26 protein-coding genes are annotated in these 22458 nt (G+C 52.1%); 6 read left to right on the forward strand and 20 right to left on the reverse strand.

Features of this window, described 5'->3' with window-relative positions; all coding sequences use genetic code 11:
- Window positions 1–190 precede the first annotated feature (190 nt).
- The 7 genes from IVG45_RS03295 to IVG45_RS03325 form a co-directional block, all read right to left on the reverse strand.
- A complete protein-coding gene (locus IVG45_RS03295) occupies window positions 191–487 on the reverse strand; it encodes a type II toxin-antitoxin system RelE/ParE family toxin (protein WP_196436471.1) in 297 nt (98 codons plus the stop codon).
- On the reverse strand, window positions 484–756 hold the full coding sequence (locus IVG45_RS03300; protein ID WP_196436472.1) for a type II toxin-antitoxin system Phd/YefM family antitoxin: 273 nt from the start codon (window positions 754–756) through the stop codon (window positions 484–486). The genes IVG45_RS03295 and IVG45_RS03300 overlap by 4 nt, the downstream gene beginning before the upstream one ends.
- A 122-nt stretch (window positions 757–878) precedes the next feature.
- A complete protein-coding gene (locus IVG45_RS03305) occupies window positions 879–1061 on the reverse strand; it encodes a hypothetical protein (RefSeq protein WP_196436473.1) in 183 nt (60 codons plus the stop codon).
- Between the two features lie 10 nt (window positions 1062–1071).
- Window positions 1072–1227, reverse strand: coding sequence for a hypothetical protein (locus tag IVG45_RS03310; RefSeq protein ID WP_196436474.1), 156 nt, complete (start codon window positions 1225–1227; stop codon window positions 1072–1074).
- A 7-nt stretch (window positions 1228–1234) separates the two neighbouring features.
- The gene (locus tag IVG45_RS03315; RefSeq protein WP_196436475.1) at window positions 1235–1639 is read right to left on the reverse strand and encodes an HIRAN domain-containing protein; all 405 of its coding nucleotides are present in this window, start codon (window positions 1637–1639) and stop codon (window positions 1235–1237) included.
- A 10-nt stretch (window positions 1640–1649) separates the two neighbouring features.
- A complete protein-coding gene (locus IVG45_RS03320) occupies window positions 1650–2732 on the reverse strand; it encodes a hypothetical protein (protein WP_196436476.1) in 1083 nt (360 codons plus the stop codon).
- Between the two features lie 82 nt (window positions 2733–2814).
- Window positions 2815–3789, reverse strand: coding sequence for a helix-turn-helix transcriptional regulator (locus IVG45_RS03325; RefSeq protein ID WP_196436477.1), 975 nt, complete (start codon window positions 3787–3789; stop codon window positions 2815–2817).
- A 306-nt stretch (window positions 3790–4095) separates the two neighbouring features.
- On the opposite strand from IVG45_RS03325, the gene IVG45_RS03330 reads away from it, so the two are divergent.
- The 5 genes from IVG45_RS03330 (at window position 4096) to IVG45_RS03350 (ending at window position 9496) form a co-directional block, all read left to right on the forward strand.
- Window positions 4096–4563, forward strand: a complete 468-nt coding sequence (locus IVG45_RS03330) for a MerR family transcriptional regulator (protein WP_196436478.1) — start codon at window positions 4096–4098, stop codon at window positions 4561–4563.
- Complete coding sequence (locus tag IVG45_RS03335) at window positions 4556–6961, forward strand: VIT and vWA domain-containing protein (protein ID WP_196436479.1); 2406 nt, start codon at window positions 4556–4558, stop codon at window positions 6959–6961. The genes IVG45_RS03330 and IVG45_RS03335 overlap by 8 nt, the downstream gene beginning before the upstream one ends.
- 33 nt (window positions 6962–6994) lie before the next feature.
- Entirely contained in the window at window positions 6995–7441 is a 447-nt protein-coding gene (locus IVG45_RS03340) for an AAA family ATPase (protein WP_196436480.1), read from the forward strand.
- Window positions 7431–8198: a tRNA(His) guanylyltransferase Thg1 family protein gene (locus IVG45_RS03345; protein WP_196436481.1), complete on the forward strand. Its 768-nt coding sequence runs from the start codon at window positions 7431–7433 to the stop codon at window positions 8196–8198. Before IVG45_RS03340 ends, IVG45_RS03345 begins: the two co-directional genes overlap by 11 nt.
- Window positions 8199–8299: 101 nt before the next feature.
- Window positions 8300–9496 (forward strand): RtcB family protein, encoded by a 1197-nt coding sequence (locus IVG45_RS03350; protein ID WP_196436482.1) that lies wholly within the window; start codon window positions 8300–8302, stop codon window positions 9494–9496.
- Window positions 9497–9747: 251 nt separating this feature from the next.
- Here IVG45_RS03350 and radC read toward each other — a convergent pair whose 3' ends face one another.
- The 3 genes from radC to IVG45_RS03365 form a co-directional block, all read right to left on the reverse strand.
- Window positions 9748–10221: a RadC family protein gene (radC, locus tag IVG45_RS03355; protein ID WP_196436483.1), complete on the reverse strand. Its 474-nt coding sequence runs from the start codon at window positions 10219–10221 to the stop codon at window positions 9748–9750.
- Between the two features lie 510 nt (window positions 10222–10731).
- Window positions 10732–11229 (reverse strand): hypothetical protein, encoded by a 498-nt coding sequence (locus IVG45_RS03360; RefSeq protein ID WP_196436484.1) that lies wholly within the window; start codon window positions 11227–11229, stop codon window positions 10732–10734.
- Between the two features lie 154 nt (window positions 11230–11383).
- Window positions 11384–12046 carry a hypothetical protein gene (locus IVG45_RS03365; RefSeq protein ID WP_196436485.1) on the reverse strand — a complete coding sequence of 221 codons (663 nt, stop codon included), beginning with the start codon at window positions 12044–12046 and terminating at the stop codon, window positions 11384–11386.
- Window positions 12047–12210: 164 nt separating this feature from the next.
- On the opposite strand from IVG45_RS03365, the gene IVG45_RS03370 reads away from it, so the two are divergent.
- A complete protein-coding gene (locus IVG45_RS03370; RefSeq protein ID WP_196436486.1) occupies window positions 12211–12585 on the forward strand; it encodes a hypothetical protein in 375 nt (124 codons plus the stop codon).
- Here the strand turns inward: IVG45_RS03370 and IVG45_RS03375 are convergent.
- From IVG45_RS03375 to ssb, 10 genes are all read right to left on the reverse strand, one after another.
- Window positions 12563–13096, reverse strand: coding sequence for a hypothetical protein (locus IVG45_RS03375; RefSeq protein WP_196436487.1), 534 nt, complete (start codon window positions 13094–13096; stop codon window positions 12563–12565). The two genes, IVG45_RS03370 and IVG45_RS03375, sit on opposite strands and share 23 nt — an antisense overlap.
- 345 nt (window positions 13097–13441) lie before the next feature.
- Window positions 13442–15265, reverse strand: coding sequence for a VWA domain-containing protein (locus IVG45_RS03380; protein WP_196436488.1), 1824 nt, complete (start codon window positions 15263–15265; stop codon window positions 13442–13444).
- 88 nt (window positions 15266–15353) lie between these two features.
- The gene (locus tag IVG45_RS03385) at window positions 15354–16574 is read right to left on the reverse strand and encodes a DUF3150 domain-containing protein (RefSeq protein WP_196436489.1); all 1221 of its coding nucleotides are present in this window, start codon (window positions 16572–16574) and stop codon (window positions 15354–15356) included.
- Between the two features lie 120 nt (window positions 16575–16694).
- The gene (locus IVG45_RS03390; protein WP_196436490.1) at window positions 16695–17465 is read right to left on the reverse strand and encodes a hypothetical protein; all 771 of its coding nucleotides are present in this window, start codon (window positions 17463–17465) and stop codon (window positions 16695–16697) included.
- 2 nt (window positions 17466–17467) lie between these two features.
- A complete protein-coding gene (locus IVG45_RS03395; protein ID WP_196436491.1) occupies window positions 17468–18409 on the reverse strand; it encodes an AAA family ATPase in 942 nt (313 codons plus the stop codon).
- Window positions 18410–18519: 110 nt separating this feature from the next.
- Window positions 18520–18732, reverse strand: a complete 213-nt coding sequence (locus IVG45_RS03400; RefSeq protein ID WP_196436492.1) for a hypothetical protein — start codon at window positions 18730–18732, stop codon at window positions 18520–18522.
- Between the two features lie 319 nt (window positions 18733–19051).
- The gene (locus tag IVG45_RS03405) at window positions 19052–20053 is read right to left on the reverse strand and encodes a YqaJ viral recombinase family nuclease (RefSeq protein ID WP_196436493.1); all 1002 of its coding nucleotides are present in this window, start codon (window positions 20051–20053) and stop codon (window positions 19052–19054) included.
- On the reverse strand, window positions 20050–20385 hold the full coding sequence (locus tag IVG45_RS03410; protein WP_196436494.1) for a hypothetical protein: 336 nt from the start codon (window positions 20383–20385) through the stop codon (window positions 20050–20052). The genes IVG45_RS03405 and IVG45_RS03410 overlap by 4 nt, the downstream gene beginning before the upstream one ends.
- A gap of 176 nt (window positions 20386–20561) precedes the next feature.
- Window positions 20562–21617, reverse strand: a complete 1056-nt coding sequence (bet, locus tag IVG45_RS03415) for a phage recombination protein Bet (RefSeq protein ID WP_196436495.1) — start codon at window positions 21615–21617, stop codon at window positions 20562–20564.
- A 142-nt stretch (window positions 21618–21759) separates the two neighbouring features.
- The gene (gene ssb, locus IVG45_RS03420; protein WP_230874736.1) at window positions 21760–22323 is read right to left on the reverse strand and encodes a single-stranded DNA-binding protein; all 564 of its coding nucleotides are present in this window, start codon (window positions 22321–22323) and stop codon (window positions 21760–21762) included.
- Between the last annotated feature and the right edge of the window lie 135 nt (window positions 22324–22458).

Below are 22458 nucleotides of genomic sequence, written 5' to 3' on the forward strand. Positions count from 1 at the left end.
ACTTTTGAAATTCCAGGAAAATCTCGAACTATTGGAAGCGCTAAATCGGGGGTTGCTTGAAACGCTGCCTGCTCAATAATGAAAAAACTAAGCCGGACAAGCCGATCAACTGTGCATGAACACTTTGGGGGTGGAAACTTTTCAATGCTCTTTTCCCCGAGACACTGAATCCCCTTTGCGTACGGCTGTATTATTGTAAATTTGGTAGCTGCAATAACCGCTCACTACGCCATACCCTAATGACATAGATGGTTTGATTTTGAAGCCAGTACACAATACGAAACGGAGGATGAATCAGTTCACGTATTGTTGGCTCGGAAAATTCTGGAACGATACGGCCGATCTCTGGATGTTCTTCCAGAATTTCGAGGTGATTAATGATTTCGGCAACAAACTTTTCGCCCACTGCGGGGACTTCTTGTTCTTGGTAATAGGCTTGAATATTGGCCAGATCGTTATATGCCGAATCGGCAATCAAAAGTTTCACTCACTAATGCCTAATCGAGTTTTAATCTCGCCAAGATCCATGACTCTACCATTTTTGACATCCATTAGCCCCTGGGCAACGGCTTTCATGAACTCTCGCTCTTCTTGGCATTTCTCATAGTCATCCAGATCCTGAACCACTGCAACACCGCGACCACGGCTAGTCAGCAATACCGGCCTATGCGTTTCCTTAACTTGATTGACAATCTTTCCGGGATTGATCTTGAGATCAGTCAGTGGAATCACGTCTTCAGAAAATTTTGTATGCATGGTTGTCCACCTTAACAGATATGTAATGACCTGATTATAGCACCTGTTAACAGTAGCTAATCGAACGAAGTGGAGCCATTCAGATAGCTGAACAATATTGTTCGCTAGCAGATAGGTTTGGGTTAACCCATAAAACACAAATCCAGCAATTCCCCGTCGGCAGCATATAAAACATATTCACCATCGCCAACAACGATAACGACCTTGCCGGGATTTTTGAACCGCCCCGCGTGTTCACGCAGGGCATCCGGCAAACTTGGGTCTTCAATATCGACCAACTCTTCGCCGTCCCAATCTTCGTTCACAGTTCCCTCCTCAATCGCCGAAAAAAATCGACAATAACAAACCAGTTGCCAGCCATTTCCAGAAACTGTCCTGTCGAGAATCAATATCAAAAATCCAGCATGACAATCGCCAGATTAGGTACATGAATCCCAAAAACGCCAGTATCAAGCCGATTAATGCGCTCATGGCTGCTTCATGTTGCCAGATGAACGGTAAAAGTAACCCGTTGCCAGGGGTTACGCGACTCTTCGAGCGCGGTAATGTAAGCCTGCAAATTTTGCTGGTGGTCCAGTAGATAGCTGATGGTAGCGTTATCCAGGCGAGGCACATAACCCAGGATATGGCCTTGCCATTCCACGCGGACGGCTCGGGGATCATGGACATTGTCTGCTTCACGAATCAATTGCAAGGCATCGGCCACTCGGAGCTGGCTCCAAACGGTTTCGCCGTCGTGATACTGAAACCCGGCAATCGGCGAGCGCAGCAGTTCGATACGATGCTCGGTGTTCGATTGGCCGCCAAGGCTTAGTGTTGCTGCAGATGCACCACCGGCGCCCAGCAGCGCAGTCAGTGTGCTTAAAAAGGATCGTCTGTTCATGAGATTTCCTCTATCGATTCGCCAACCATAAATGACCTTGTAACCACAATCGGCCTTCTATGTCCTGACCGACTTGAGGCGGTTCATTGCCTGACCAAGCCTTGCGTGTGATCAGGATATCCAGATCGGCATCCTCGTCAAAACGCATGACGGTGGCTCGTACACGCCAACCCGTCTGTCCGAGCCAATCGCTAAATTCGCTTACGGTTTTGATGGGGGCGTGAAAGCTGTAATCGTCAGCATCCCATCCGTTGACCGGTAACAACATGGCTGACCCATCCAGAGAAATAGTCATCGTAGTTGTTTCCGCTGTTTGGCCATTCTGCGCATGGCGATTGCTCCAAGCCACTTCATCCGGGTGGCGGTTGACACTCATTTCCACATGCTCTGCTGGGCGAGCATCGTAGGCCAGTCCGGTCAGAATAAATTCATAGCTTTTGCCGGATTGATACCAACTGCGATTGACCAGGAAGCGGTTGTCGAAAAACGTGATACTGGCATCACCCCAACTAGCGGTGATCATCGCTTCCAGACCGCTATCCCAAACCGATACACGACGCAATATCAATGTCTGTTGGATACCTGCATCGCTGAAGGGAAAAAGACTCACCAGACCATTACCGGTTATGTCTTTTTTGACGATAACGGCCAGGCCTTGCTGACGCGTCGGCCAAGCTAATTGAACGCCTTGTGGCCAATGCTCGGGTGTGCGATTGGATGAGGGGTAAAAGTCGCCATAACCGGTTTGTACCAGTGCCTTGGGCACAATCTCAGGTAACTGACCGAAAATGTCTTGGGCATCATCGAAAAATGCCTGCCAATGAGAACCTGGATAATGCGCCACCTCGTCTGTTTCGATACTAAATGTCGAATCGGGCCAGGACAAAGGCAACGAGGTGGTTTTGTCGGAATAATCGACAGAGGCTACTGGTGATTGCGCTAAGGTTTGTTCCAACTCGGTTTTACGCACCAACACTTCATTTTGATTTTCAAGCTGCAGACCGATGTAATCTTCACCGATAAAGCAGACCTGACAAGAACCGTATTCGGGATGCTGCAGCATGCTTTGCAATGTAAGCGCGTCAGTTTTCATAAAGGCCCCGCCAATTTATCCAGTGAAGTTAAAAATACACCGTAAGCCTATACACTGAGTGTCTCAAATACTGAGACACTGACTATTTTTGGTAAATTTGACTGATCTTCGCCGCTTCGTTGGTGACAGATTCTCGTAAAGAGGTTGGAGCCTCAACTTCGACATGGCTGCCGTGGCGCAGAATATCCATCAGCAGTTCACGGTCGTCAGCATAAGGGACTCTGAGTCGGTAGCTGCCATCGCAAAGATCCTCACCCACTTGTTGTGGATGCCAGCTTTCAGAGCGAACCCAGCGGGCGCGCTCAGGTGAGAATTTCAAGACCGCCACGTCGCGAATGGCGCCGGCAAAGATGCCGTAGGCACTGGCAAAGTGCTCGTCCAGTTGTGGGTCGGTAATCTCGATGGCTGGCTCATCGACCATGGACACTGCCTGTAAGCTATCGATAGAGAAGTTCCGCAGTGCCTGCCGCCAGTGGCACCAGGCGTCCAGGTACCAGTTGTCTCGGTAGTGAATCAGGCGTTGTGGTGAAATCCGGCGTGGGTTGATTTCGTTACGACCACGATTCCAGGCCCGTATGTCGAGCTGTTGTCGATTGAATACGGCAGTGGCGATTTCCGTAAAAAAGCGTGGTTGCAGGGTGCGTTTTGCCATGCTTAACAGGCGCACACGCTCGGCGATTTCGGCAGAGGGTTGGCCCCCCGCCTCCAGCAAATCCGCTAGTCTGGTCTGCAGCGGTGCAATATGACGAGCCAGGATGCCAGGTTCTATGTCGGTCAGCAGTTTCTGAACAGCCAATAATGCATAGAGCTCGCCGGCGCTGAACCATAGTCCCGGCAATTCATACGTGGTATTGATGTTTTCGCTGTCGGTGAAACGATAACCCCCAGCCTCCCGGTCCCAAATGATCGGCGCATGCAAACGATCACGCAGATATTCCATGTCGCGATTGAAGGTCGCGCGGGAGATGCCCAGTTCTTCCAGAAAGACGGCAAGAGGCACGATGTGGCGGTGATGAAGGATTTGTTCAATTTTATAGAAGCGTTCCGTGCGATTCATGTGCTTGGTAGCCTAGTTCAAGTTTCAACAATATTACCCCAATGCCCAAGATTAAGTGTTGGCCACTGACTTTACGATGCCAACAATTGGACTATGCGTAACAAGCGTTCAGTTCGAGTCATAAACGATTCTGTTGGGCTCATTATTTGAGCCTGAATCCAAGTAGTGTGTTCCCCAGGCTGGGCAACCGTTTCTCGGGGCGACTGTCGTTATTAGCACACCGATCAGGCGACTTGAGTGCTGACAAGTGAAGCTTGCATTATTAATACACTTGTTTTGAAACAGTGATAGTGTTTTAATAAATCCATGACATTACCCAATGAGCCATCAACACCCAGTTATCCGCTAACGGAGCTTTGTGTGCTAGCCGATTTATCGCCCCGGACGGTTCGCTATTACGTTCAGATAGGACTAGTGGATAGACCTGAAGGGGAAACCCGCGCAGCACGATATGGCGCAAAGCACCTGGAACAGTTGCTGTTAATCAAGAAATGGTCTGCTGCCGGCGTATCACTGGAGCGCATTCGGGAATTGCTCAAGGGTAATGACGCACCGATTCCACCCAGATCAAGGGCGATTGGCTCCATTGAAGTACGCAGTCATCTTCTGGTGGCGGATGGTGTCGAAATCGTGATTGAACCGAGTCGTGCAGGACTGTCGCCCGAGCAAGTGCGAGGCTTCGTCAAAGGCGTGATGGCCGTTTACGCGCAGGTTAGTGGCGAACAAACAGAACTGGAACAACAAAAAGAACCGAGAGGGCAAGACTATGGATAACCGCGAATGTGCGCGTTTGGAAACGCAAGATGGCCAACCGGTCATGTTGTCAGGGGTAAAACTGACGGGCGAATTGCGCGGCTTGTTATTCGAAGCCAGCATTGAACAGCGGTTTTATAACCCAACCCAACGTAACTTTGAGGTGGTCTATACATTCCCGTTGCCTTGGGGTGCCGTTTTGCTCGGTATCGATGTGCTTCTGGGCGATAAACAGCTGAGCGGTACTGTGATCGAGAAGACACAGGCTGAAGCCGGGTATGAAGAAGCCTTATCGGAAGGCAACGCCGCCATCATGCTGGAGAAAAATCATGACCTCAGTTATAGCCTGAATCTCGGCAACCTTGCTGCCCATGAACACTGCGTCATCACCTTGCGTTATGCGCGGACGATGCAGTTTGAACAGCAAGGGCTTCGGTTATTGATCCCTACCGTGATTGCACCTCGTTATGGCGATGACGAACAGGATGGTGGGCTGATGCCTCACCAAGCACCCACGCATAGCTTGCTGGCTGAATATCCTTTTAACCTGGAACTTCGCCTGTATGGCGAATTGGCACAGGCGCGCGTGGCATCGCCCAGTCACCCCGTCGCCGTCAATTTTTGCAGTACTGAAATGGGTAGCGTATTGACGGTCACGTTGGCTCGTGAAAGCTCGCTGGACCGAGACTTTGTTCTGATTCTGGACAAGTTAGCCCATACCTCCATGGCGCTGGCTGCGCGGGATTATGCTCAGTCCGATAGTGTGGCTGTACTGGCCAGTTTTTGCCCTCGCATATCAGCCGGTGAGCCGAATAATACGGCTGTGAAAATACTGGTCGATTGTTCGGGTTCCATGGGAGGTGACAGCATGGATGCGGCCCGTCGAGCGTTACAGGCTATCGTCAAGCAATTGGGTAAAGGCGATCATTTTTCGTTGTCCCGGTTTGGAAGTAACGTGGTCCATCGTTCCCGTGGACTTTGGACATTAACGGATGCCACGCGATTGGCAGCACAGCGCTGGGTGGGCGATTTGGAAGCTGACCTGGGCGGTACTGAAATGGAAGCTGCGTTGATTTCCACGTTTAATTTGGCTAAGACGGCTACGAGCGATGTTTTGATCATTACCGATGGTGAAATTAGCGCTATCGACAGCACCATTGAGTCCGCTAAAGAGTCCGGTCATCGCTTGTTTGTGGTGGGTATCGGCAGTAGTCCTGCGGAAAGCCACTTGCGTCGACTTGCCGAAGCGACCGGCGGCGCTTGTGATTTTGTAGCTCCCGGTGAAACGGTTGAACCCGCTATTATCAGAATGTTTGCTCGTTTACGTTCTCCGCAATTAACGGAGGTGTCAGTGGTATGGCCGGAAGGTGCAAAACCACAATGGGTTTCCCCTATGCCGCCATCGATTTTCGATGGCGATACGGTAAATGTTTTCGGATTCTTCGCATCTGCGCCTCAAGGTAAGGTTCGCTTATTGGGTAAATGGGGTGTTGATGCGGCCCCACAAGAGTTTGCCTGCGCCCATATTAAAGGAGAATTACTGGATGCCCCAACGTTATCCCGGATGGCAGCGGCGATCAGGTTTCAATCGGCTGACGTTAATTCAGAGGCTACACCATTAGCTGTCGCCTATCAGTTGGTGACGGACAAAACCAATTTCTTGTTGGTGCATGAGCGGGATGAGGCTGAAAAACCGGTGGACATGCCGGACTTGCACAAAGTAGCTCAGATGGTTTCCGCCGGCTGGGGTGGTGCTGGATCCGTGTTGTTTTCAATGGCGCCGCCACCGCCAATATCGGCTGCCTACCAATCGGCTGACTTATCAAGGCCTTTGATGTGCAGAAGAGTGAGTTCGGTGAGTGATGCCTCATTGGATTACCTTGATGTCCCCGCTTTTCTGAGAACGAGTGGTCGGACAATTGACCATCGTGACAGTCGATATTGGTCTGAATCCGATCATTACACAGGATTGACACCTTTGGGCGCCAGTAAATGGCTCAGCACCACACCCTTGACCGGTTGGCCGAAGTCATACCGGGAACTACGACGAATGGGACTGGGTATCTGGGTCGTTGATTGGCTGGAGTTTACGTTTGGCAATGAGGACGGCCGGCCAATCGCAGAGGCAACAGTCGTGGAGGCTTTCCTCTATGTAATATCGAAACTGGATGTTCACCAGTCCCTGGATAAGTCTCAAGGATTGATCCAAGGTCTGAAGGCGACCGTTCTGCAGATGCAGAATCGGTTGATAGGCACTACAAAAGTCGGCACGCCTGATGTCGATTTCGATCTGGCAGAAAAAATTATCGTGGCGCTTGAGGGCATGACAACAGATCAGTGGCCTGAGCAAGTGTTCGCTTTAGTCGATGCAACTCACGTTGCCCTTAGTGAGTGTGAACAAAGCGTTAGCCATTTTTAACTTTGCTGAAAAGCAATGAATTAGCGCCATTACATGGAAGCGATCATCCTCGCAGGCATTCAGGGTGCTGGTAAAAGCACGTTTTCTCGGGATCAATATTGGGATACGCATATTCGGATCAACTACGACATGCTGAGGACCCGGCATAGGGAAAAATTGCTGATCGCAGCCTGTTTAGAAGCCAAACAATCGTTTGTAGTCGACGCAACCAATCCATTGATGGCTGATCGCGAGCGTTACATAACCAAAGCCAAAGCCGCGAGATTCAAAGTGGTCGGCATCGAATTTCAAATTTCCGCCGCTATCGCGATTAGCCGAAACGCAAGTCGAGTGGGTAAAAAACGAGTTCCGGAAAAGGCCATCTACGCGACTGCCGCCAAGTTTCAATCACTGTCATTCGATGAGGGGTTTGATGAAATCTGGCTCGTGACGGTGACGTCTGACGGATTAAATATTGAGGAAAAGCGACATGCGCTTTGATGAACTTGACACCATGATGCGAGTATTTGAAACCAATCATGACCACTGCGTGCTCCCCGGATTATATATCGTGGCTCGGCTCGATGGCCGAAGCTTCACAGGTCTTACCCGCAACAAGCATCCTTTTGAAGCGCCTTATGACACCCGCTTCCGTGATCTGATGCTGGAAACAACCCGACATCTTATGGGCTGTGGGTTCCGGGCTATTTATGGTTACACCCAGAGTGATGAAATATCGATGTTGCTTCATCCCGATGAGGACAGCTTTTCGCGCAAGGAGCGCAAGTTCATATCGATACTGTCAGGTGAAGCCAGTGCTAAGTTTTCTTTGGGCCTTGGTGATCTGGCGGCTTTCGATGCCAGATTGTCGTTATTGCCCACCGTTAATCGGGTAGTCGACTATTTTCGTTGGCGCATGGAGGATGCGGCACGCAATTGCTTGAATGGGCATTGCTACTGGACTTTACGCAAGCAGGGCCAAAATGCCGAGAGTGCAGCACTGGCATTAAAGGGTTTGAGCAACCCCCAAAAACATGATCTGCTTTTTGCTGCCGGCACCAACTTTAACGACCTCCCTGCCTGGCAAAAGCGTGGATGTGGGGTCTATTGGCAGCAAATTGAAAAAAAAGGTTTTGATCCACATGCCAATTCAGAAACGACAACCTTTCGCCGTAACCTGAAAACAGATTTTGAGTTGCCGTTTAACGATGCCTATGGAGATTTTGTTCGAGCATTTATTGAAGTCCAGTTGGCATGAACGGCAATGCATGTTACTGAAACTGATTATTAAATTTAATGGAAGTCCAGAGGTAATGGTCTGATTACCAAACTTCGTAATGAGGTTTATTAGGAATAAATATGCCAATAAAGAAAGTAATGACAGAAAATCACGTGCCAGTCAAAATTTGGACTGATGATGTGGATGATCGCTCAATGGAACAATTGGGCAACATCGCAAAGTTGCCATTTATTCACCACCATATAGCAGCCATGCCGGATGTCCATTTGGGGCTTGGTGCAACAATCGGATCAGTCATCGCTACCCATAAAGCCATTATCCCGGCCGCAGTAGGCGTCGATATTGGTTGCGGCATGGTTGCCGCCAGGCTGTCGATTACCGCGAACGACCTGGATGAAAAATCACTGAAAAAAGTTTTCGATCAGATTACCCGCGATGTGCCAGTGGGTCGTGCACAACATGCGGACAATCGTGTGCTGGTCGATGCCGTACAACCCTTTGAACCTGGTTTAAATCGTCTTACCGACCGTCACCCGGAGCTTCTAAAATCATTTGGCAAGTTTTCCAAATGGATGAACCAGATGGGATCACTCGGTGGTGGCAATCATTTCATCGAGGTCTGTCTCGACGAATTCGACCAAGTGTGGGTCATGCTGCACTCCGGCAGTCGGGGTATTGGTAATGCCATTGCCGATCACTTCATAAAACTGGCCCGCAAGGATATGGAACGCTGGATGATCAATTTGCCCGACCGGGATTTGGCCTATTTCCCGGAAGGTACCGAGCATTTTGACGATTACGTCGAGGCTGTGCATTGGGCGCAGGAATATGCGATGCAAAATCGGCAGTGTATGCTGGATTTGGTGCTGTCGGCGTTGGCGCGCCATTTACCGGCTTTCGAAGTGACCACTGAAGTGGTTAATTGCCACCATAACTATGTAGCCCATGAACATCATTATGGTGCCAATGTCTGGGTCACTCGAAAAGGTGCGATTCGAGCAAGAGAAGGAGATTTGGGCATTGTGCCTGGCAGCATGGGGGCTAAGTCCTATATTGTCCGTGGAAAAGGCAATCCAGAAAGCTTTAACTCCAGTGCACACGGTGCTGGCCGTAAAATGAGCCGGACGGCTGCCGAGAAAGCTTTCACTGAGACTGATCTGGTTAATCAAACGGTCGGCGTCATTTGTCGTAAAGACAAAGGCGTTATCGATGAAATCCCTGGCGCTTATAAAGACATCGACCAGGTCATGGCCAACCAAAACGATTTGACAGAGATCTTGCATACCCTAAAACAAGTTGTCTGCGTTAAGGGATAAACCGATAAAAGGCCGCAGTAAGATACAGCAGGCATAGCTAGCTAGAGTTGCAACCAAGGATCGTGCCCATATCGCCCCAGAAACCAGAGCAAGCTTAGCTCCTGATTCTGGGGCGATGTGGGTTTTATATCATTTTACCAAGTCGTATCGACGCAGCCTTCATGGTTACCAATGGCGAGTTCATTGTTCAACTTCCTTGATACATACGCTTGCCTTGGATACCGAGGAATAGTCTCGGCGCCAATAACTTTTCACAACAAGCCATGTTCAGCGAATGAATACACAGTTTCGCCGACGATGAAGTGATCAAGCACACGAACGTCAATCAAGGCCAAGGCCTCTTTAAGTTTTGCTGTAATTGCACGATCGGCCTGACTGGGCTCGCTAATGCCGGACGGGTGATTATGGGCCATGATCAGAGCCGATGAATTATAGTGCAACGAGGCTTTGACCACTTCGCGCGGATAAACGCTAGCGCCATCAATAGTGCCCCGGAATAATTCATCGCAAGCGATGACGCGATGTTGATTGTCCAAGAACAGACACAGAAATACTTCGTGCTCGTACGGCGCCAATTTCAATTTGATACAGTTCTTCGCCTTGTCCGGACTGGTCAAGGCTTCGCCTCGACTGAAGTTGCGGTTGTAGATCTGAATGGCCTCTAAGATGACATCTTGTTCATCGGCCATACGGTAACGATTATTGGTTCCTCGAATGTATAACATGGGCTTTCTCCCGAATCTTAAAAATTGGAGAAAGCCATCCCCTTCCGGGGTGGACTTTCTCCGGAAGGGTTGTCAAAAATGTGCAAAGAGTCATCAGCGACACCTGCAAACGTTGACCGTCGGCAGAGCAAACTTCGCTAAAAATGCTAAATCTGTCGCCATTAATGCGTCGAAAGCGTGCTTGTTAAGTTGTCGTTCGCCAGAAATCGACACCAAAATGCCATGCGCTTATACAGCGGCGGTCATTCATTGGTCTGAATGGGGTTCGACGACATTTCCGCAACGGTGACGACATCGCCACTATTGCCAAGCATGATTTGAAAGGTCCTGGAAAACAACGCCGGATAACTACCGAAAGTCGGCAACAACCGTTGCATTGCATCCGTAGGTTTATCAGCCGTGTTGACCACCACGAAGTTATGAAAATCACATTCATCAGCTTCCTTGGAGGACTCTATGAAGGTAAATTAAAAACTCGGCTTGGCCCGCGGTGATTCGGTAAACGGCGCGTCAGATCAACGCAAACCGCTTACCTTGAATGAAGTCCTGGTACTGCCGGGCTTCGGTTTTGACTTTGAACCGGGCATGCACGCTGCCGTCGATCCAGATTTCCCAGGGCAAGCGTTTACGCTCGCCTCTGACCAGTTCCACCTCGCCAACCCAAAACTCGGCATGTTGGTAAAGCACCTGGCGGGGACTGTCGATACGGACGATGCAATGATCCAGTAATGCTGGACCACCGATATCGCCGGGTTCGATCAACAGCGGCACTTTAATTGTGCCGGTCGAGCGACCAATCCAGCCTATGACATCATGCTCATCGAACCAGGATTGACCGGTTTGGGTATCGCCGTAATACAGTCGAATTTTGCGTCGGCTTTGGCGAAGCTGTTCCAACAACTCAACCACCGGTTCCGGTGTATCGGCGTGGTAACAGGTACCGGATGGCAAGCGCTGATACTGGATGCAATGACCCGTGCCGAAGGTGTGTTCAAAGATGTGTTTCATGATGTTGTCCTCAATGAAAAAACGGAAACATCACGATTCCCCAGCGGGAATAGGACATTCCCGTGTGGGTGGATAAAAATGAGCGCCGAATCGAGTGACTGGGCTAACTCAGGCTTGTACAAATTGTGCGCATAAAAATTTTAGCGCGCAGTTTTTAGGATTGGATGCCCAGTGCAGGTTTTCCCAAGGCTTGTAATGCCAGAGGGATTAACTGATCCAAATCCTCCCAATCGATACTGCCTCCGTTGGTTTCACCTTGTTGATAGGCTTCAATCAAACCCTGGCAAACCCGCATGGCCGATTGTTCCTTCTTCAATTGCCGTACCGAATGATCCGGTTCCGGCAACCGGGCGACGGCTACGCATTCCCAGACCAGGCTTTCATCGCCCGACTCAAGGTACTCATCGGACAATAACGGCATGGCGGCGGTGTCATCCCAAATCGTGGCGTCATTGAATGCCTGCTCGGCAAGCTGTTGTGCCGCTTCGGGACTATCCGCGGTGATACCCACCGACACCCGGTGCACATAGTCGATTTCGTAGGAGACTACGAAGAGCCGATTCATTCCCACCGCCGTGACATTGGCTGAGGCGGAGTTTTCGGCTGGTGATCCGGTTTCCGCCGCTTCACTCTCGATCAATGCGCTTTCATATGGCTCGATCTCTTTGTTGCAGTCCGGGCAGCGATCGTTACAGGCGCAATCCCACACATCCTCCCATTCGGTCTGGCAGTAAGGGCAGCGGTACTGGTTCAGATAGCAAACCGCGCTGTTTCCGGTAGGGGTTGCGCCAACGCTGGGTTGGTTGATTGTTTTCATGGTCGTGTCCTCCAAAAAACGCAGGAACGACCACCCGGCAGGATGGTGTTCCTGCAGGTAAAGAATGCTGATTAAGGCCGAAAATAGGCTCGCACAGCGGGGTTGAATTTGCGCAAAAATCGGTATATGGTGGCCAAAACTCATTAAAAAGCCGAGAAATAGCCATGTTTGACGATATTTTGCGCATTTTTTATTTCCTCAGTCCTAAGCGGACGGAGAGCACGCAACCAGTACGAAAATCGATGGCGATACCACTCGATCCCAGACTGAATGCGTTAAATCTTTGCAAAACCATTTTGACCAAGTTGGATGCCGCGGAAGCCGATGTTTTGCAAAACATCGACGATCCGAAGCGAGCTTGGACGTTGTTGAGCAATATCCGACAATTGCGACGGGAAACCTTTGAGGATCTCCAAGCGCTATTACCGGAGGGCTTTCGCTTCAACGAACCCAAAATTGATTTGGCCAGGCCGGTACGCACCGTAATGACACAAACCGGTGCGACGCTTGCGGTTTTCAATGGCGGACAGACTCACTGACCGGCACGGATAAACCGTTGCCTTTCAGTGCTGCCCGTAATTGGGAGACCTGATGCGAAACTTTCTGAGTTTCTACACCAGCTACCGCAACCGATTGCTTTTTCGAGCGCCGAGGTTTTTTGACCTCAGGCTCGGGACTTTCGATCACTGGTTTGATCTTCAATAATTCTCGTTCGAGCTTGGCGATTTGAATATCCGCCTCATAGATCTCGATGGTTTTTAACTTGGCCTGTAATTGTGCTTCCAGTCGGACAGCCTCACGATTGACAGCGTGATTGCGTGTCTGAATTTCCTGACGCACCGATTCGGACATGGCCAACCAATCCACCTCATGACGAATTTGGGGCCTGATCACCGGTAGCCGGTGTCGCACCAAACGCTGCGCACGATAGCGGTGCAACACTTGAGCCGTTTGTTTCAATGCGCTCAGCAGTTGCAATGCCGTTGCCCAGATTACCCGCAAGGCGAGGATAAACATCGCCAAAATAATGACGCCGAAAATAAAGTTCATTGAAGTTCTCCTAGCAAAAATTAACGAAAACACTTCGAATGAACAGCACCCGGCCGGGCGATGGTCGCCCGAAGCGGGTTTTGATTTGCAGCAGTTAATACCCCTGCGCTTTACATCGGGCTTAACGCACCCGACACGATCACGGTTTAACGTGCTCGCCGCCTAAGGCGGAACGCCGACCGAAGTCGGATTCAGCATTCTTCGAAAAGAACGCATGAAATGTCTGCTTGTCGAATGGACTCCAGGAATTGAGTGCATTCGACAAACTGCGGTTGCAATCAGCTACCCGTAGCCATAATCCAAGGCATTAAGCCAAGGATTGGGCTACGGATAACGGACTGAGGATTACGCCGCTAACAACACCGCTTTCGAGAGCTCGAACAATTGCGCTCTCAGCTCTGATAGATCGTTGATGGCGATGGCAATCGGAAACAAATGACTGACATCCAAGCCCAATCCTACGCCAATCGTTTCAATGCCACTATCGCGGCAGCGCTGCAACAGTTCCAGCGTGCTCAGTGACTCGTTGGGTTGACCATCGGTTATTACCATCAGCACTTTGCGCGGTTCTCGGCAACGCAGCAGTGACGCCGCACCAAACCAAATTGCTTCGGTCATCGGCGTACTGCCGGTAGCCGTCAGCGAAAAGGCACCGGTTCGAGCGTTCACACGTTGGCCATGTTCCAGCAATCGATATACCGAATCATCCTGGCGCCCTGGAAAAGCGGTGACGCCGGGATTAACCCCCGGAATGCCTTCGAATGCCAAGGCCAAGGCCAAAGTGGCTTCCAATGCAATCGGCATTCGCGATTCCACCGGTTGGCCTTGGCTATCGGTGACTGGATAACCCATGCTTTCGGATTTATCGAGTAACAAATGAATCGCCGTATTCGGTGACGCTTTGGTATCTTTGCGCTGAAACAGCTTGGTTTCACCGAGCGGCAACCGATGCAAACGCTTGCCATCCAGTCGCCGGCCACGACAGGCGTGTTGCGTGCGGCTCAGGGTTTGCGATTGCACGATGCCTTGCAGCGCGGCACGGATTTTTCCCGATTCGCCTTGCACTTTGCGCAGTAAAAACGCACCGGCCAGCTCATCCATGGGCGGTTCGAGGCCACTGGGCATCAGCAGTTCCGATACGTTTTCCGCGGCTAACGACAACGCCGATTTCAGCGACTCAAACAGATCCTGCTCGATGTCAGCGTCTTCGGCGGACAATAGGGTTTGCAAGACGCCCATCGGATCGGCAATCTCCGCATTTTCCTCATCTTCACCTTGCGGGTCGGATGTCGAACTGTCGGATGGCGTTGCCGGTTCATCGTCAGGATTTTCCGGATTCGATGCATCATTACCACCGAATTCTGAAGACGATTCATCATCAGTGTCATTGGGTAAACGTTCATCGGCGTCCTTGTCATCCTTGGAATTGGGGTCTTCGGTATCATTTGAATCGGCTGATTCAGCATCCTGATCGGTCTCATCCAGTCCAGGAGGCGTGGTTTCCTGATCGCCCTGTGGTCGTGCCTGATTCCGCTGCCGTTGTTGCTCGAACTCCTGCTCAATCATGGTCAGGATACGGTCGGTCAAGTGCAGACAATCGGACTCCGATTGCAATCCTTCCGGTACTTCAGACAACAAGCCTTTCAACCGGGTCACGGCGCCTTTCGGAAACTTCGCCTTCAGCGCCGCTTCTGTCAGTTCGACCAACGGCAATAAGGCCGTTTGACCTAACACCCGTGCACGCAAACTTTTCAATACAAAGCTGTAGAGAATATTGGCAGGATGATCGTCGATACTGTTGGCCACAAAGTCACCTTTGGCTATCATCTTTTCGATCACCGTGCGAATGGTCAGCCGGGTACCCGGAAAGTCCTTGGCCAGTTCATGCTCGATGCGGACATCTTCAATCGCATTGCATAGGCGCCGGCGTAATACCGATTTGCCATAACGTAACGTAAAATCCGAATAGCGAATATGCGCCGCTTCGTGGGCTAACAACCCCCAGGCAACATCCTGGTAATCCGGATCGTCACCTTCATAGGCCGGCAGTTGAATCGATTTTCCATCGGTATAGGCTTGATCGCCACCGACACTGACTTTGACGCCAAAGCGATTGCCAATGGCGGCCGCGACGATGGGAAATGCGTTGTGTAAGGTTCTATTTTTCATCGTGTGCTCCAATTGTGGAGGCAAACCACGGCCCCAGCGGGACATGACTTTGCCCCCGTGGGTTTAGTGTTAAAGGGTTTCAGCGCATTCAGAACCAGTAGTCCTGGTCAGAATAATCCTCCGATTCCTCATCGCCGCCGCCAGCAGTCACCGTTACCGGTTCCGCCGCGTGGTCCGAATCATGCGTTTGATCGGCCTCATGACCGGTTTCCCGCTCAGACTGATGCTTATCCAGCAAAACCTCCAACGCCCAGTCATCCGATGCCGATTCCACTTCCAGATCATCGTCAAAAATGCCGTCAAACAAATCGGTAAAATCCGGATCGTTTGCAACGGTGTCAGCGATGACAGGTGGAGGTGATGCTAGTAGTACAGATGGCTCGGCCTCCGCTTCATCGACGATTTCATCATCAATATCAATATCAATATCAACGTCAGTGTCAGCATCAGGTGTTAGCTCCGGCGCTTGCGCCGCCAACAAACCTTCACCGTGCCGCCGGGTTTTATCCGGATCGGCCAGCAACATCGCCGTGGCGAGGATTTCTTGCAGTAAACTGCCTTCGATCGATCCCCGATTCGGGATTTTGCCGAGCAAGTCGTCAATGGTTGCTACCACTGGCGCCACCCGATGATCCAGAAAACTCAAACCATCGAGTTTGTCGCGGATGCGTTTGATCGGCCTGAGCGCGTTGCGGGTGACTTGTTCCTTGCCGAGTAACGATTGCTCGACCAGCAAGTTGGCATCCACCGCAATTTCATGAAATATCTGCTCGCTCAAGGAACCGATTTTGCTTTCCAGGCGTTCGACCTCCTGTTTGGGCAACTGTTCGGGCAATGCGACCGAGACCACCAGATAATCAAAGGTCAAGCGGGTGGCAACCAAGGCCACCGAGTCGATGGCTTTTTCGATGATGCCGGCAAATTCCGGATGTTTGACCATCCAGTCTTGTACCGCCGCATCGTAGCCATCCAGAAACTCGGCCCGTGCTTGGGCAAAATCTCCGGCGATACGATCCAGTTCCGCCGTGACCAGCGCCGCTGCCGCGACCGGTACGATGAAGCCGCCGAGAAATCGGGTGCCGACGCGTAAACAAATGCGTTCGGCTTCCTTCTTTAGACGGTTGAACACCGATAACCGGTCAGGATCGAGTAAGCGCTTCGAGCCCAAACTGGCCAAATCTTCCGGTGGCAACTTGCTCCCATCGGCCAGTACCAGATCCTCCTTGTTGAGCTTCTTGCGGGCGCCGTAAATCGTGGCGTCGACTTTGATCAAGACCACTTGGTCCAGAATGAGTTGGGTATGTGTCATGTGTGCCTCCTTGGGAAGAAGGCACACCGACCCCGCAGGGGCGAATGGCCCCTTCCGGGTGAATGTTAAAAACCCTGCATCGAGCCCGATACAGGACTAAACGGCTTGTCCTTCAGCGAATCAAAACCAGTGATCGGTTTGATCCACCATGGCCAACGCCAGGTTGAGCCTCGGTTTCAAAAGCCCCAGGCTTTCCGCCAACGGCCTAAGCACTTCGATGTCGGTATCGAACAACGCCAAAACGTCCGCTTCAGCTTTCAGGTCCGCCGACACGTCGCGGCCGCTTTCGGTAGCAATGCCAACTGAGACGCCGGGAAAGGCGGCATGCTTCAGGGCCATCAACCACAGCCAGGGCAACGCCCCGTGTTCACGGTGGATTTGTCCGCTGAGATCGAAGGCTTCCTCGCCCAGACTGGCATCGTTCAGACGTTGCCAACCGGACCAGTCGCTTGCGGTAAGGCATTGAGCTTGAGACCAAGCCTCCAGATCGCCCAACCAACGCCGAAGCGCGATACCCATGTCGAGCAGGGTCGCGTGCCCGGCGCGGCAATCGACATGCCAATATAGCTTGTCGACCGTGACTGGTGACGTCTGATTTGTTATTGCCTGGCGGCCCAATGGTTGTGATTGGGTTACAGGCAAGGGCTTATCCGGAAACCGGACATTGCCGTTCACGTCAATATCTACCAAGCCGACCCACACATAGCCTTTGGCCTGTTTTTGCCGCTCGATATCGCGTTGCTGAACCCCGTAACGGTTACTCACGCCCGGCAATCGATTAGCCGTTTTGCCCCAGCGGGTGGTGATACTGCCATCCGAATTGCTTCGGACCGCCCAGTCTTTGGAACTGCCATCACTATTGCGATAGCGGAACAAACTCCACACGGCCATGACTAAGCCGCCCAATCGTCGCCAAACACATCCTTGGCGATGCGATGAATCGCTTCGCGTTCGGCGGGTTCGGCTCGGAAGGTCAAGGCCCGATCCAACGAATAGGCGAGGGCATTGGGTGCACTTTTAAAGGTGGCGACCAACGAAGCCCAGCGCACTAAACCGCGCGTCGATAACGTGACTGACAACATGCCGCCGCCGTCCGCACCGCCGATGAATACTTTGCGAATCTGATTGGCGACTTTGATCATGCTTTCCCGTACCGATTCCGGCATGGTTGGCACCACATCGGCCAGCAGTTTCATTTCGTCTTCCGGTTCGGGGTAACCGACTTCCATCAAACGAAACCGATCCAGAAAAGCGAGGTTTTGCCGCAACACCCCTTGATACAATCCCGATTGATCACCAGACCCGGCACTGTTGCCGGTGGCGACCAAACGAAACTTGGGGTGTGGCGTAATCACATCGCCGGTTTGTGGAATCGTTAGAGGTTTCCCTTCGACGATTTCATTCAGGCCGATCAATTCCGCGGGATCGATGGCATCGATTTCGTTGATCAACAGCACATGACCCAAGCGTACTGCCAAGGTCAAAGGGCCATCGATCCACTTCATCGCGCCGCCGTCGACCAGCATGTACTGACCCAACAGGTCGTTGAGTTCCAATCGACCGTGACCGGTGACCGAATGCACGCCCCAATGCAGACGCGCCGCGACTTGTTCCAACAACGAGGTTTTTCCGGATCCGGTGGGGCCGGTCAGGTATAAGCCGTCGCCATTGTGTGCGCCTAAAAACGCCAACACATCGCGCAAGTGATCCTTGCGAAATACATACGGCTTTTTCGTTGGCACATAAAGGTTATTGGCCGGAATAAAGCCTTCCACTTTCATGGATGCCGGGGCCTGAATGCCGAAGGTGTCGGCGATGGAATACGATTGATACATGGTGAGCTCCTCGAGGACTAACCTCAAATGACAAGGGGCGCACCGGCCCCGAGGGGTGATGAGCCCCAACGGGTGATTAAAACCCTGGCAAACCAGGGTAGATAAAGAAATTAACGTAACTGCATTACGCAGTACATCGCCCATTCGGCGCGGGCCAACAGCTCCCGATCCATCAAACGCAGGATGCGCTGAATGTCGCTTCTCAAACCGGGGTCAGAGATTTGACGGTGCATGTCCAGCAGCACACGCTTTTTGGCCTGAATGTCGTCGCTATGGGCAACGTTCAGCCAGCCGTGCAAGGTTTTCCAAAAGTCGTGATTCATAATGACCTCCTTCAATGAATAAAAGGGGTCACCGAGTCCCGCAAAGGTGATGAACCCCAACGGGACAAACAAAAACACCAGGCTTGACGCACCTGGCACACGAGGCAAACGCTCATGCCGCTTAATAACGGAACGCCGGTCGAAACCGGATTCGGGATTCCACGAAGGGAATGCCTGAACGATGCGGGTTTTGGGTTGGGTTTTGCGGCAAAGCCCAGCCTAAAACCGACATGCCAGAACTGAATCAATCATGACGTCAATCAATGAACATCCCGTAACCACCAGGGTTACAGGATGTCGTTAAACGAACCATCAAGACTCAAAACCAAAAGTCCACGCCAACCAAGTCTTTCAAGGCTTGAGCATCAAACGGAACTTCGGCATGTTTACCGTCATCGTCCCGACAGGTCACGCGGACGCGACTGGCAGACGGTTTGCGGTAGGCTTCGAGGTCTGAGGCTTGGATATCCGGCTGCAAAACCTGCAGTGCCGCCTTGTAATCGATGGCACCCTGGCTTTGAAACCGGCTGATCCGCAACCCGGAATGCTCCGCGGCCACGTAATCGCCCATCAACGCCACTAAAGTGTCTTCAATGCGCGACTGCTCATCCTCCAACTGGTTGAGTTGGCTTTTGAGATCCAAGATAGTCAACGCCCGTTGCCGATACGTTGCCGCCAATTGTTGCCATTGCCGTTCTGCATGACCTTTGGGCAAGTACAAATCACGCTCGGGATCCTTGATCGGCTCCTTTTTGTATTTGACCGATGCCCAGAAGTCCATCGCGGACTCGATCAGGGCGGTGAGAAAGTTCTCATCGCGCTGAATCTCGAATTCCACATCTTGGCCTTGATGGTAGAAAAACAAAATGCCGCGTTGTGCTTCGGCGACCAAGAGTTGCTGTTGTACCTGGCACCAATACAACTGATAAGCAGCCGAAGCTTCCCGGTTCAACACCACATCCAAGAACGTGGTCTCGTGCGGACATTTGATTTCCACGGGCTCATTCGCGTCGGACAAACCGTCGAACGAGGCTCGCATCAAGGGATACTGTTCCGACTCGCCGCACAGCGGTAATAACATCAGCTCGTGTTTGTCCTCGAAGCATTGCAAAGCCTCGGGTTCTTGCTGGATGCCGGCGCGGATCAACGGGTTGTTGTCCAGGCTGGCTTCCAGCACTAGGCCGATCTTTTCCGCCCAGAGGCGCCAAGGCGTTTTGTACGGCGAACGATTCATGACGATGACCGCTTCACTGGCACTGACGCCTTGTGAACGCCATTGCCGCCAGGCGTCGGACCGTTGCGAAACATCGATGACCTTCATCGTGAAAATCCGGTCAACTGCACCTGACAACCGAAGCGCACCGGCTCGATACCGAGCTTGCGTAACTGGATCTGGCACCGTCGAGCCCATTGACCATCGCCGAACAGCAACAGCAGTTCGTCTTGCGCCGGCAAACACACCCCGCCAAAACTCTCGGCCAGTGTCGTCAGTTCCGGTCGGCTCAAGCGCTGCGGATTCGGTTCGCTGGGCTGGGGTCGCCACAGGCGTTCCAGAAAACATCGGCCATGACGGCGTAACACCGTGGGTGAATCGTAACGTTGCCAGTCGGTATGACAGGGCACGCGGTTCAATGATTGATCGATAGCATTCATGATCTCTCCTTATGAAGAAATTCAGAGCATCATGAATCCCCCCACGGGCGAGTCATGACGCCCTGAATGGGTGGTAGTTGAATGTGACGGATGCTGAAAACCAGCAGACGCCCGATTGAAAATGGCCTAGCCTGTAGCCTGATTAAGCAACGGAAAAGCCCTGTCCAGCGATATGACTACCGGTTGGCACCCAAAGCCTGACGCGCCTGCGTCATGGCCATCTCTTTGGGTGATAATGGCGGCATGGCGGTACTGTCGGCTTGGCCCAAGGCTTGTGTTGCCCTGGGATTAACCTCCGATACCTTATCCAACTCGGCCAAGGCAAAGGTCAGATCGATGCCTTTGAACTTCTGGTTGGCATAGTCATAGGCCGCTTTCCAGGCGCCGGCCGCCGCAGTGCGACGTACCAGTTCCGCGACCGCTTTTTGCACTTTGGGATGGATTTGCGAGAGATCGATGACACGGTTTGCATCAACGCCGGCATCGCCCGCCCAAACGCGATCTTCATGGTCAGCTTCGGCTGCATTCACAACCGTGGCACTGCCATCGATCACTGTACCGTCGGCTATATCGTCGAGCGTTTTGCCGCCCATCTCCTCGGCCGCGTAACCGCATTCCTCGGGAAAAGCAGCCCTGAGCGACGCCGCTTTACCGCATTTGGCCAATTGCCCCTTGGGGCGTTTGATCCACATCGCGGTCGGTACCTGCGTGTGTTTACCGCCGGCGGTGCTATAAGCCTCCAGCCAGTAGACTTCCTCGGTAAAAGCGCAACGTTTGCCGCCGACGATCCGGTACACAGTAACCGCCACCCATTCGGGAAAGGTCACGGTGACACTGGATTCCTGCCATTGCTCGTTGTCATCCTTGTAGCGACCGGTAAAAGTCTTGGTAACATCCGGACCCCAGACGGGTCTGTCCATGCCGGCCCAAACACCGGTTCTGGACGCGGTAGTCTGGATTTCCATGATGGACGGCCAGACGGTTTCGACATTGCGGCATAAGGCTGCACTCCACATCGGCACGATATGCACCGGCTTTTTGAAGATGTCGAGCTTGCGGGCCTTGCAATAATCCAGCGCCATCAGAATGGCTTCCGAGGTTTTCGCCGTGGGAAAGGTGACTTCGGTCAGCACTTTCCAGGACTGCTCCGACAGTCCATAGCTTTGTTGCGCGGCTACCGGCATCGGCAGGTCGCGGGTTTTGGGTAAGGTATTACGGTTGTTTGGGTTCATGGTGGCTCTCCTTCAATAAAAAAGGGAACGCCTTCGCCCGCTAGGGAATGGTGTTCCCCAGGGGGTTGAAATACCGAAACCTGAAACGGGTCGGCGGTGTAACGGTTAAACCAACGAACGCCAATGATCGGCGTGCTGGGGTTTAATGCATGGGCATATCGCTGTAGTCGTCATCCCAGTCGGCGTCCTCGGCGGCCGGGTTCGATGTTGATGAACCATTGGCAGAGGTTGACGGGGCAGGGCGGTCGAGCAGTTGTAACTCATGCACAACCACTTCCGTGCGGTAGCGTTTTTCGCCGTTCTTATCCCATTGCTGGGTGCGAAGAGCGCCTTCCACGTAGATCTTGCTGCCTTTCTTCAACAGATCGCCGGCGGTATCGGCCAGTTTTTTAAAAAACACGACCCGATGCCATTCGGTACGTTCCTGTTTGGCGTTTTTTGTATCTTTCCAAACCTCACTGGTTGCCAAACGCACCGCCACGACTTTGCCGCCGTTATTCGGTAAATAGCGAATATCCGGATCGGCGCCGAGACGGCCTAGCAAGATGACTTTGTTCACGCCGCGATTGGCCATGATGACATTCCTCCTGTCGGCCGCGCCCGACTCAACGATAACAATACCCAGCGGCGCGGCGATGGGCATGCCAAAGGGCCGAATCCCTGCGGGAATCGACACGCCCGGCAGGGTTAAACAATAAAAACTCACATCAGGCTTGACGCACCTGACACGCCGATGGACAAGCACCGTCGCCGCTTAAAAACGGAACGCCGACCAAAGTCGGATCATGACGTGATCAAACACCTCATGAGCTGTGATGTAATTGGAGCAGATTTTTTGGAA

This window comes from Methylomonas sp. LL1, assembly GCF_015711015.1.
In the GTDB taxonomy this organism is placed as follows: Bacteria; Pseudomonadota; Gammaproteobacteria; order Methylococcales; family Methylomonadaceae; genus Methylomonas.

Bases quoted from the DNA above. Each gene is read 5' to 3' on its own strand.
- IVG45_RS03300 (WP_196436472.1), bottom strand. From the start codon at position 756: ATGCATACAAAATTTTCTGAAGACGTGATTCCACTGACTGATCTCAAG.
- IVG45_RS03310 (WP_196436474.1), bottom strand. From the start codon at position 1,227: ATGAGCGCATTAATCGGCTTGATACTGGCGTTTTTGGGATTCATGTAC.
- IVG45_RS03315 (WP_196436475.1), bottom strand. From the start codon at position 1,639: ATGAACAGACGATCCTTTTTAAGCACACTGACTGCGCTGCTGGGCGCC.
- IVG45_RS03320 (WP_196436476.1), bottom strand. From the start codon at position 2,732: ATGAAAACTGACGCGCTTACATTGCAAAGCATGCTGCAGCATCCCGAA.
- IVG45_RS03325 (WP_196436477.1), bottom strand. From the start codon at position 3,789: ATGAATCGCACGGAACGCTTCTATAAAATTGAACAAATCCTTCATCAC.
- IVG45_RS03330 (WP_196436478.1), top strand. From the start codon at position 4,096: ATGACATTACCCAATGAGCCATCAACACCCAGTTATCCGCTAACGGAG.
- IVG45_RS03335 (WP_196436479.1), top strand. From the start codon at position 4,556: ATGGATAACCGCGAATGTGCGCGTTTGGAAACGCAAGATGGCCAACCG.
- IVG45_RS03340 (WP_196436480.1), top strand. From the start codon at position 6,995: ATGGAAGCGATCATCCTCGCAGGCATTCAGGGTGCTGGTAAAAGCACG.
- IVG45_RS03345 (WP_196436481.1), top strand. From the start codon at position 7,431: ATGCGCTTTGATGAACTTGACACCATGATGCGAGTATTTGAAACCAAT.
- IVG45_RS03350 (WP_196436482.1), top strand. From the start codon at position 8,300: ATGCCAATAAAGAAAGTAATGACAGAAAATCACGTGCCAGTCAAAATT.
- radC (WP_196436483.1), bottom strand. From the start codon at position 10,221: ATGTTATACATTCGAGGAACCAATAATCGTTACCGTATGGCCGATGAA.
- IVG45_RS03360 (WP_196436484.1), bottom strand. From the start codon at position 11,229: ATGAAACACATCTTTGAACACACCTTCGGCACGGGTCATTGCATCCAG.
- IVG45_RS03365 (WP_196436485.1), bottom strand. From the start codon at position 12,046: ATGAAAACAATCAACCAACCCAGCGTTGGCGCAACCCCTACCGGAAAC.
- IVG45_RS03370 (WP_196436486.1), top strand. From the start codon at position 12,211: ATGTTTGACGATATTTTGCGCATTTTTTATTTCCTCAGTCCTAAGCGG.
- IVG45_RS03375 (WP_196436487.1), bottom strand. From the start codon at position 13,096: ATGAACTTTATTTTCGGCGTCATTATTTTGGCGATGTTTATCCTCGCC.
- IVG45_RS03380 (WP_196436488.1), bottom strand. From the start codon at position 15,265: ATGAAAAATAGAACCTTACACAACGCATTTCCCATCGTCGCGGCCGCC.
- IVG45_RS03385 (WP_196436489.1), bottom strand. From the start codon at position 16,574: ATGACACATACCCAACTCATTCTGGACCAAGTGGTCTTGATCAAAGTC.
- IVG45_RS03390 (WP_196436490.1), bottom strand. From the start codon at position 17,465: ATGGCCGTGTGGAGTTTGTTCCGCTATCGCAATAGTGATGGCAGTTCC.
- IVG45_RS03395 (WP_196436491.1), bottom strand. From the start codon at position 18,409: ATGTATCAATCGTATTCCATCGCCGACACCTTCGGCATTCAGGCCCCG.
- IVG45_RS03400 (WP_196436492.1), bottom strand. From the start codon at position 18,732: ATGAATCACGACTTTTGGAAAACCTTGCACGGCTGGCTGAACGTTGCC.
- IVG45_RS03405 (WP_196436493.1), bottom strand. From the start codon at position 20,053: ATGAAGGTCATCGATGTTTCGCAACGGTCCGACGCCTGGCGGCAATGG.
- IVG45_RS03410 (WP_196436494.1), bottom strand. From the start codon at position 20,385: ATGAATGCTATCGATCAATCATTGAACCGCGTGCCCTGTCATACCGAC.
- bet (WP_196436495.1), bottom strand. From the start codon at position 21,617: ATGAACCCAAACAACCGTAATACCTTACCCAAAACCCGCGACCTGCCG.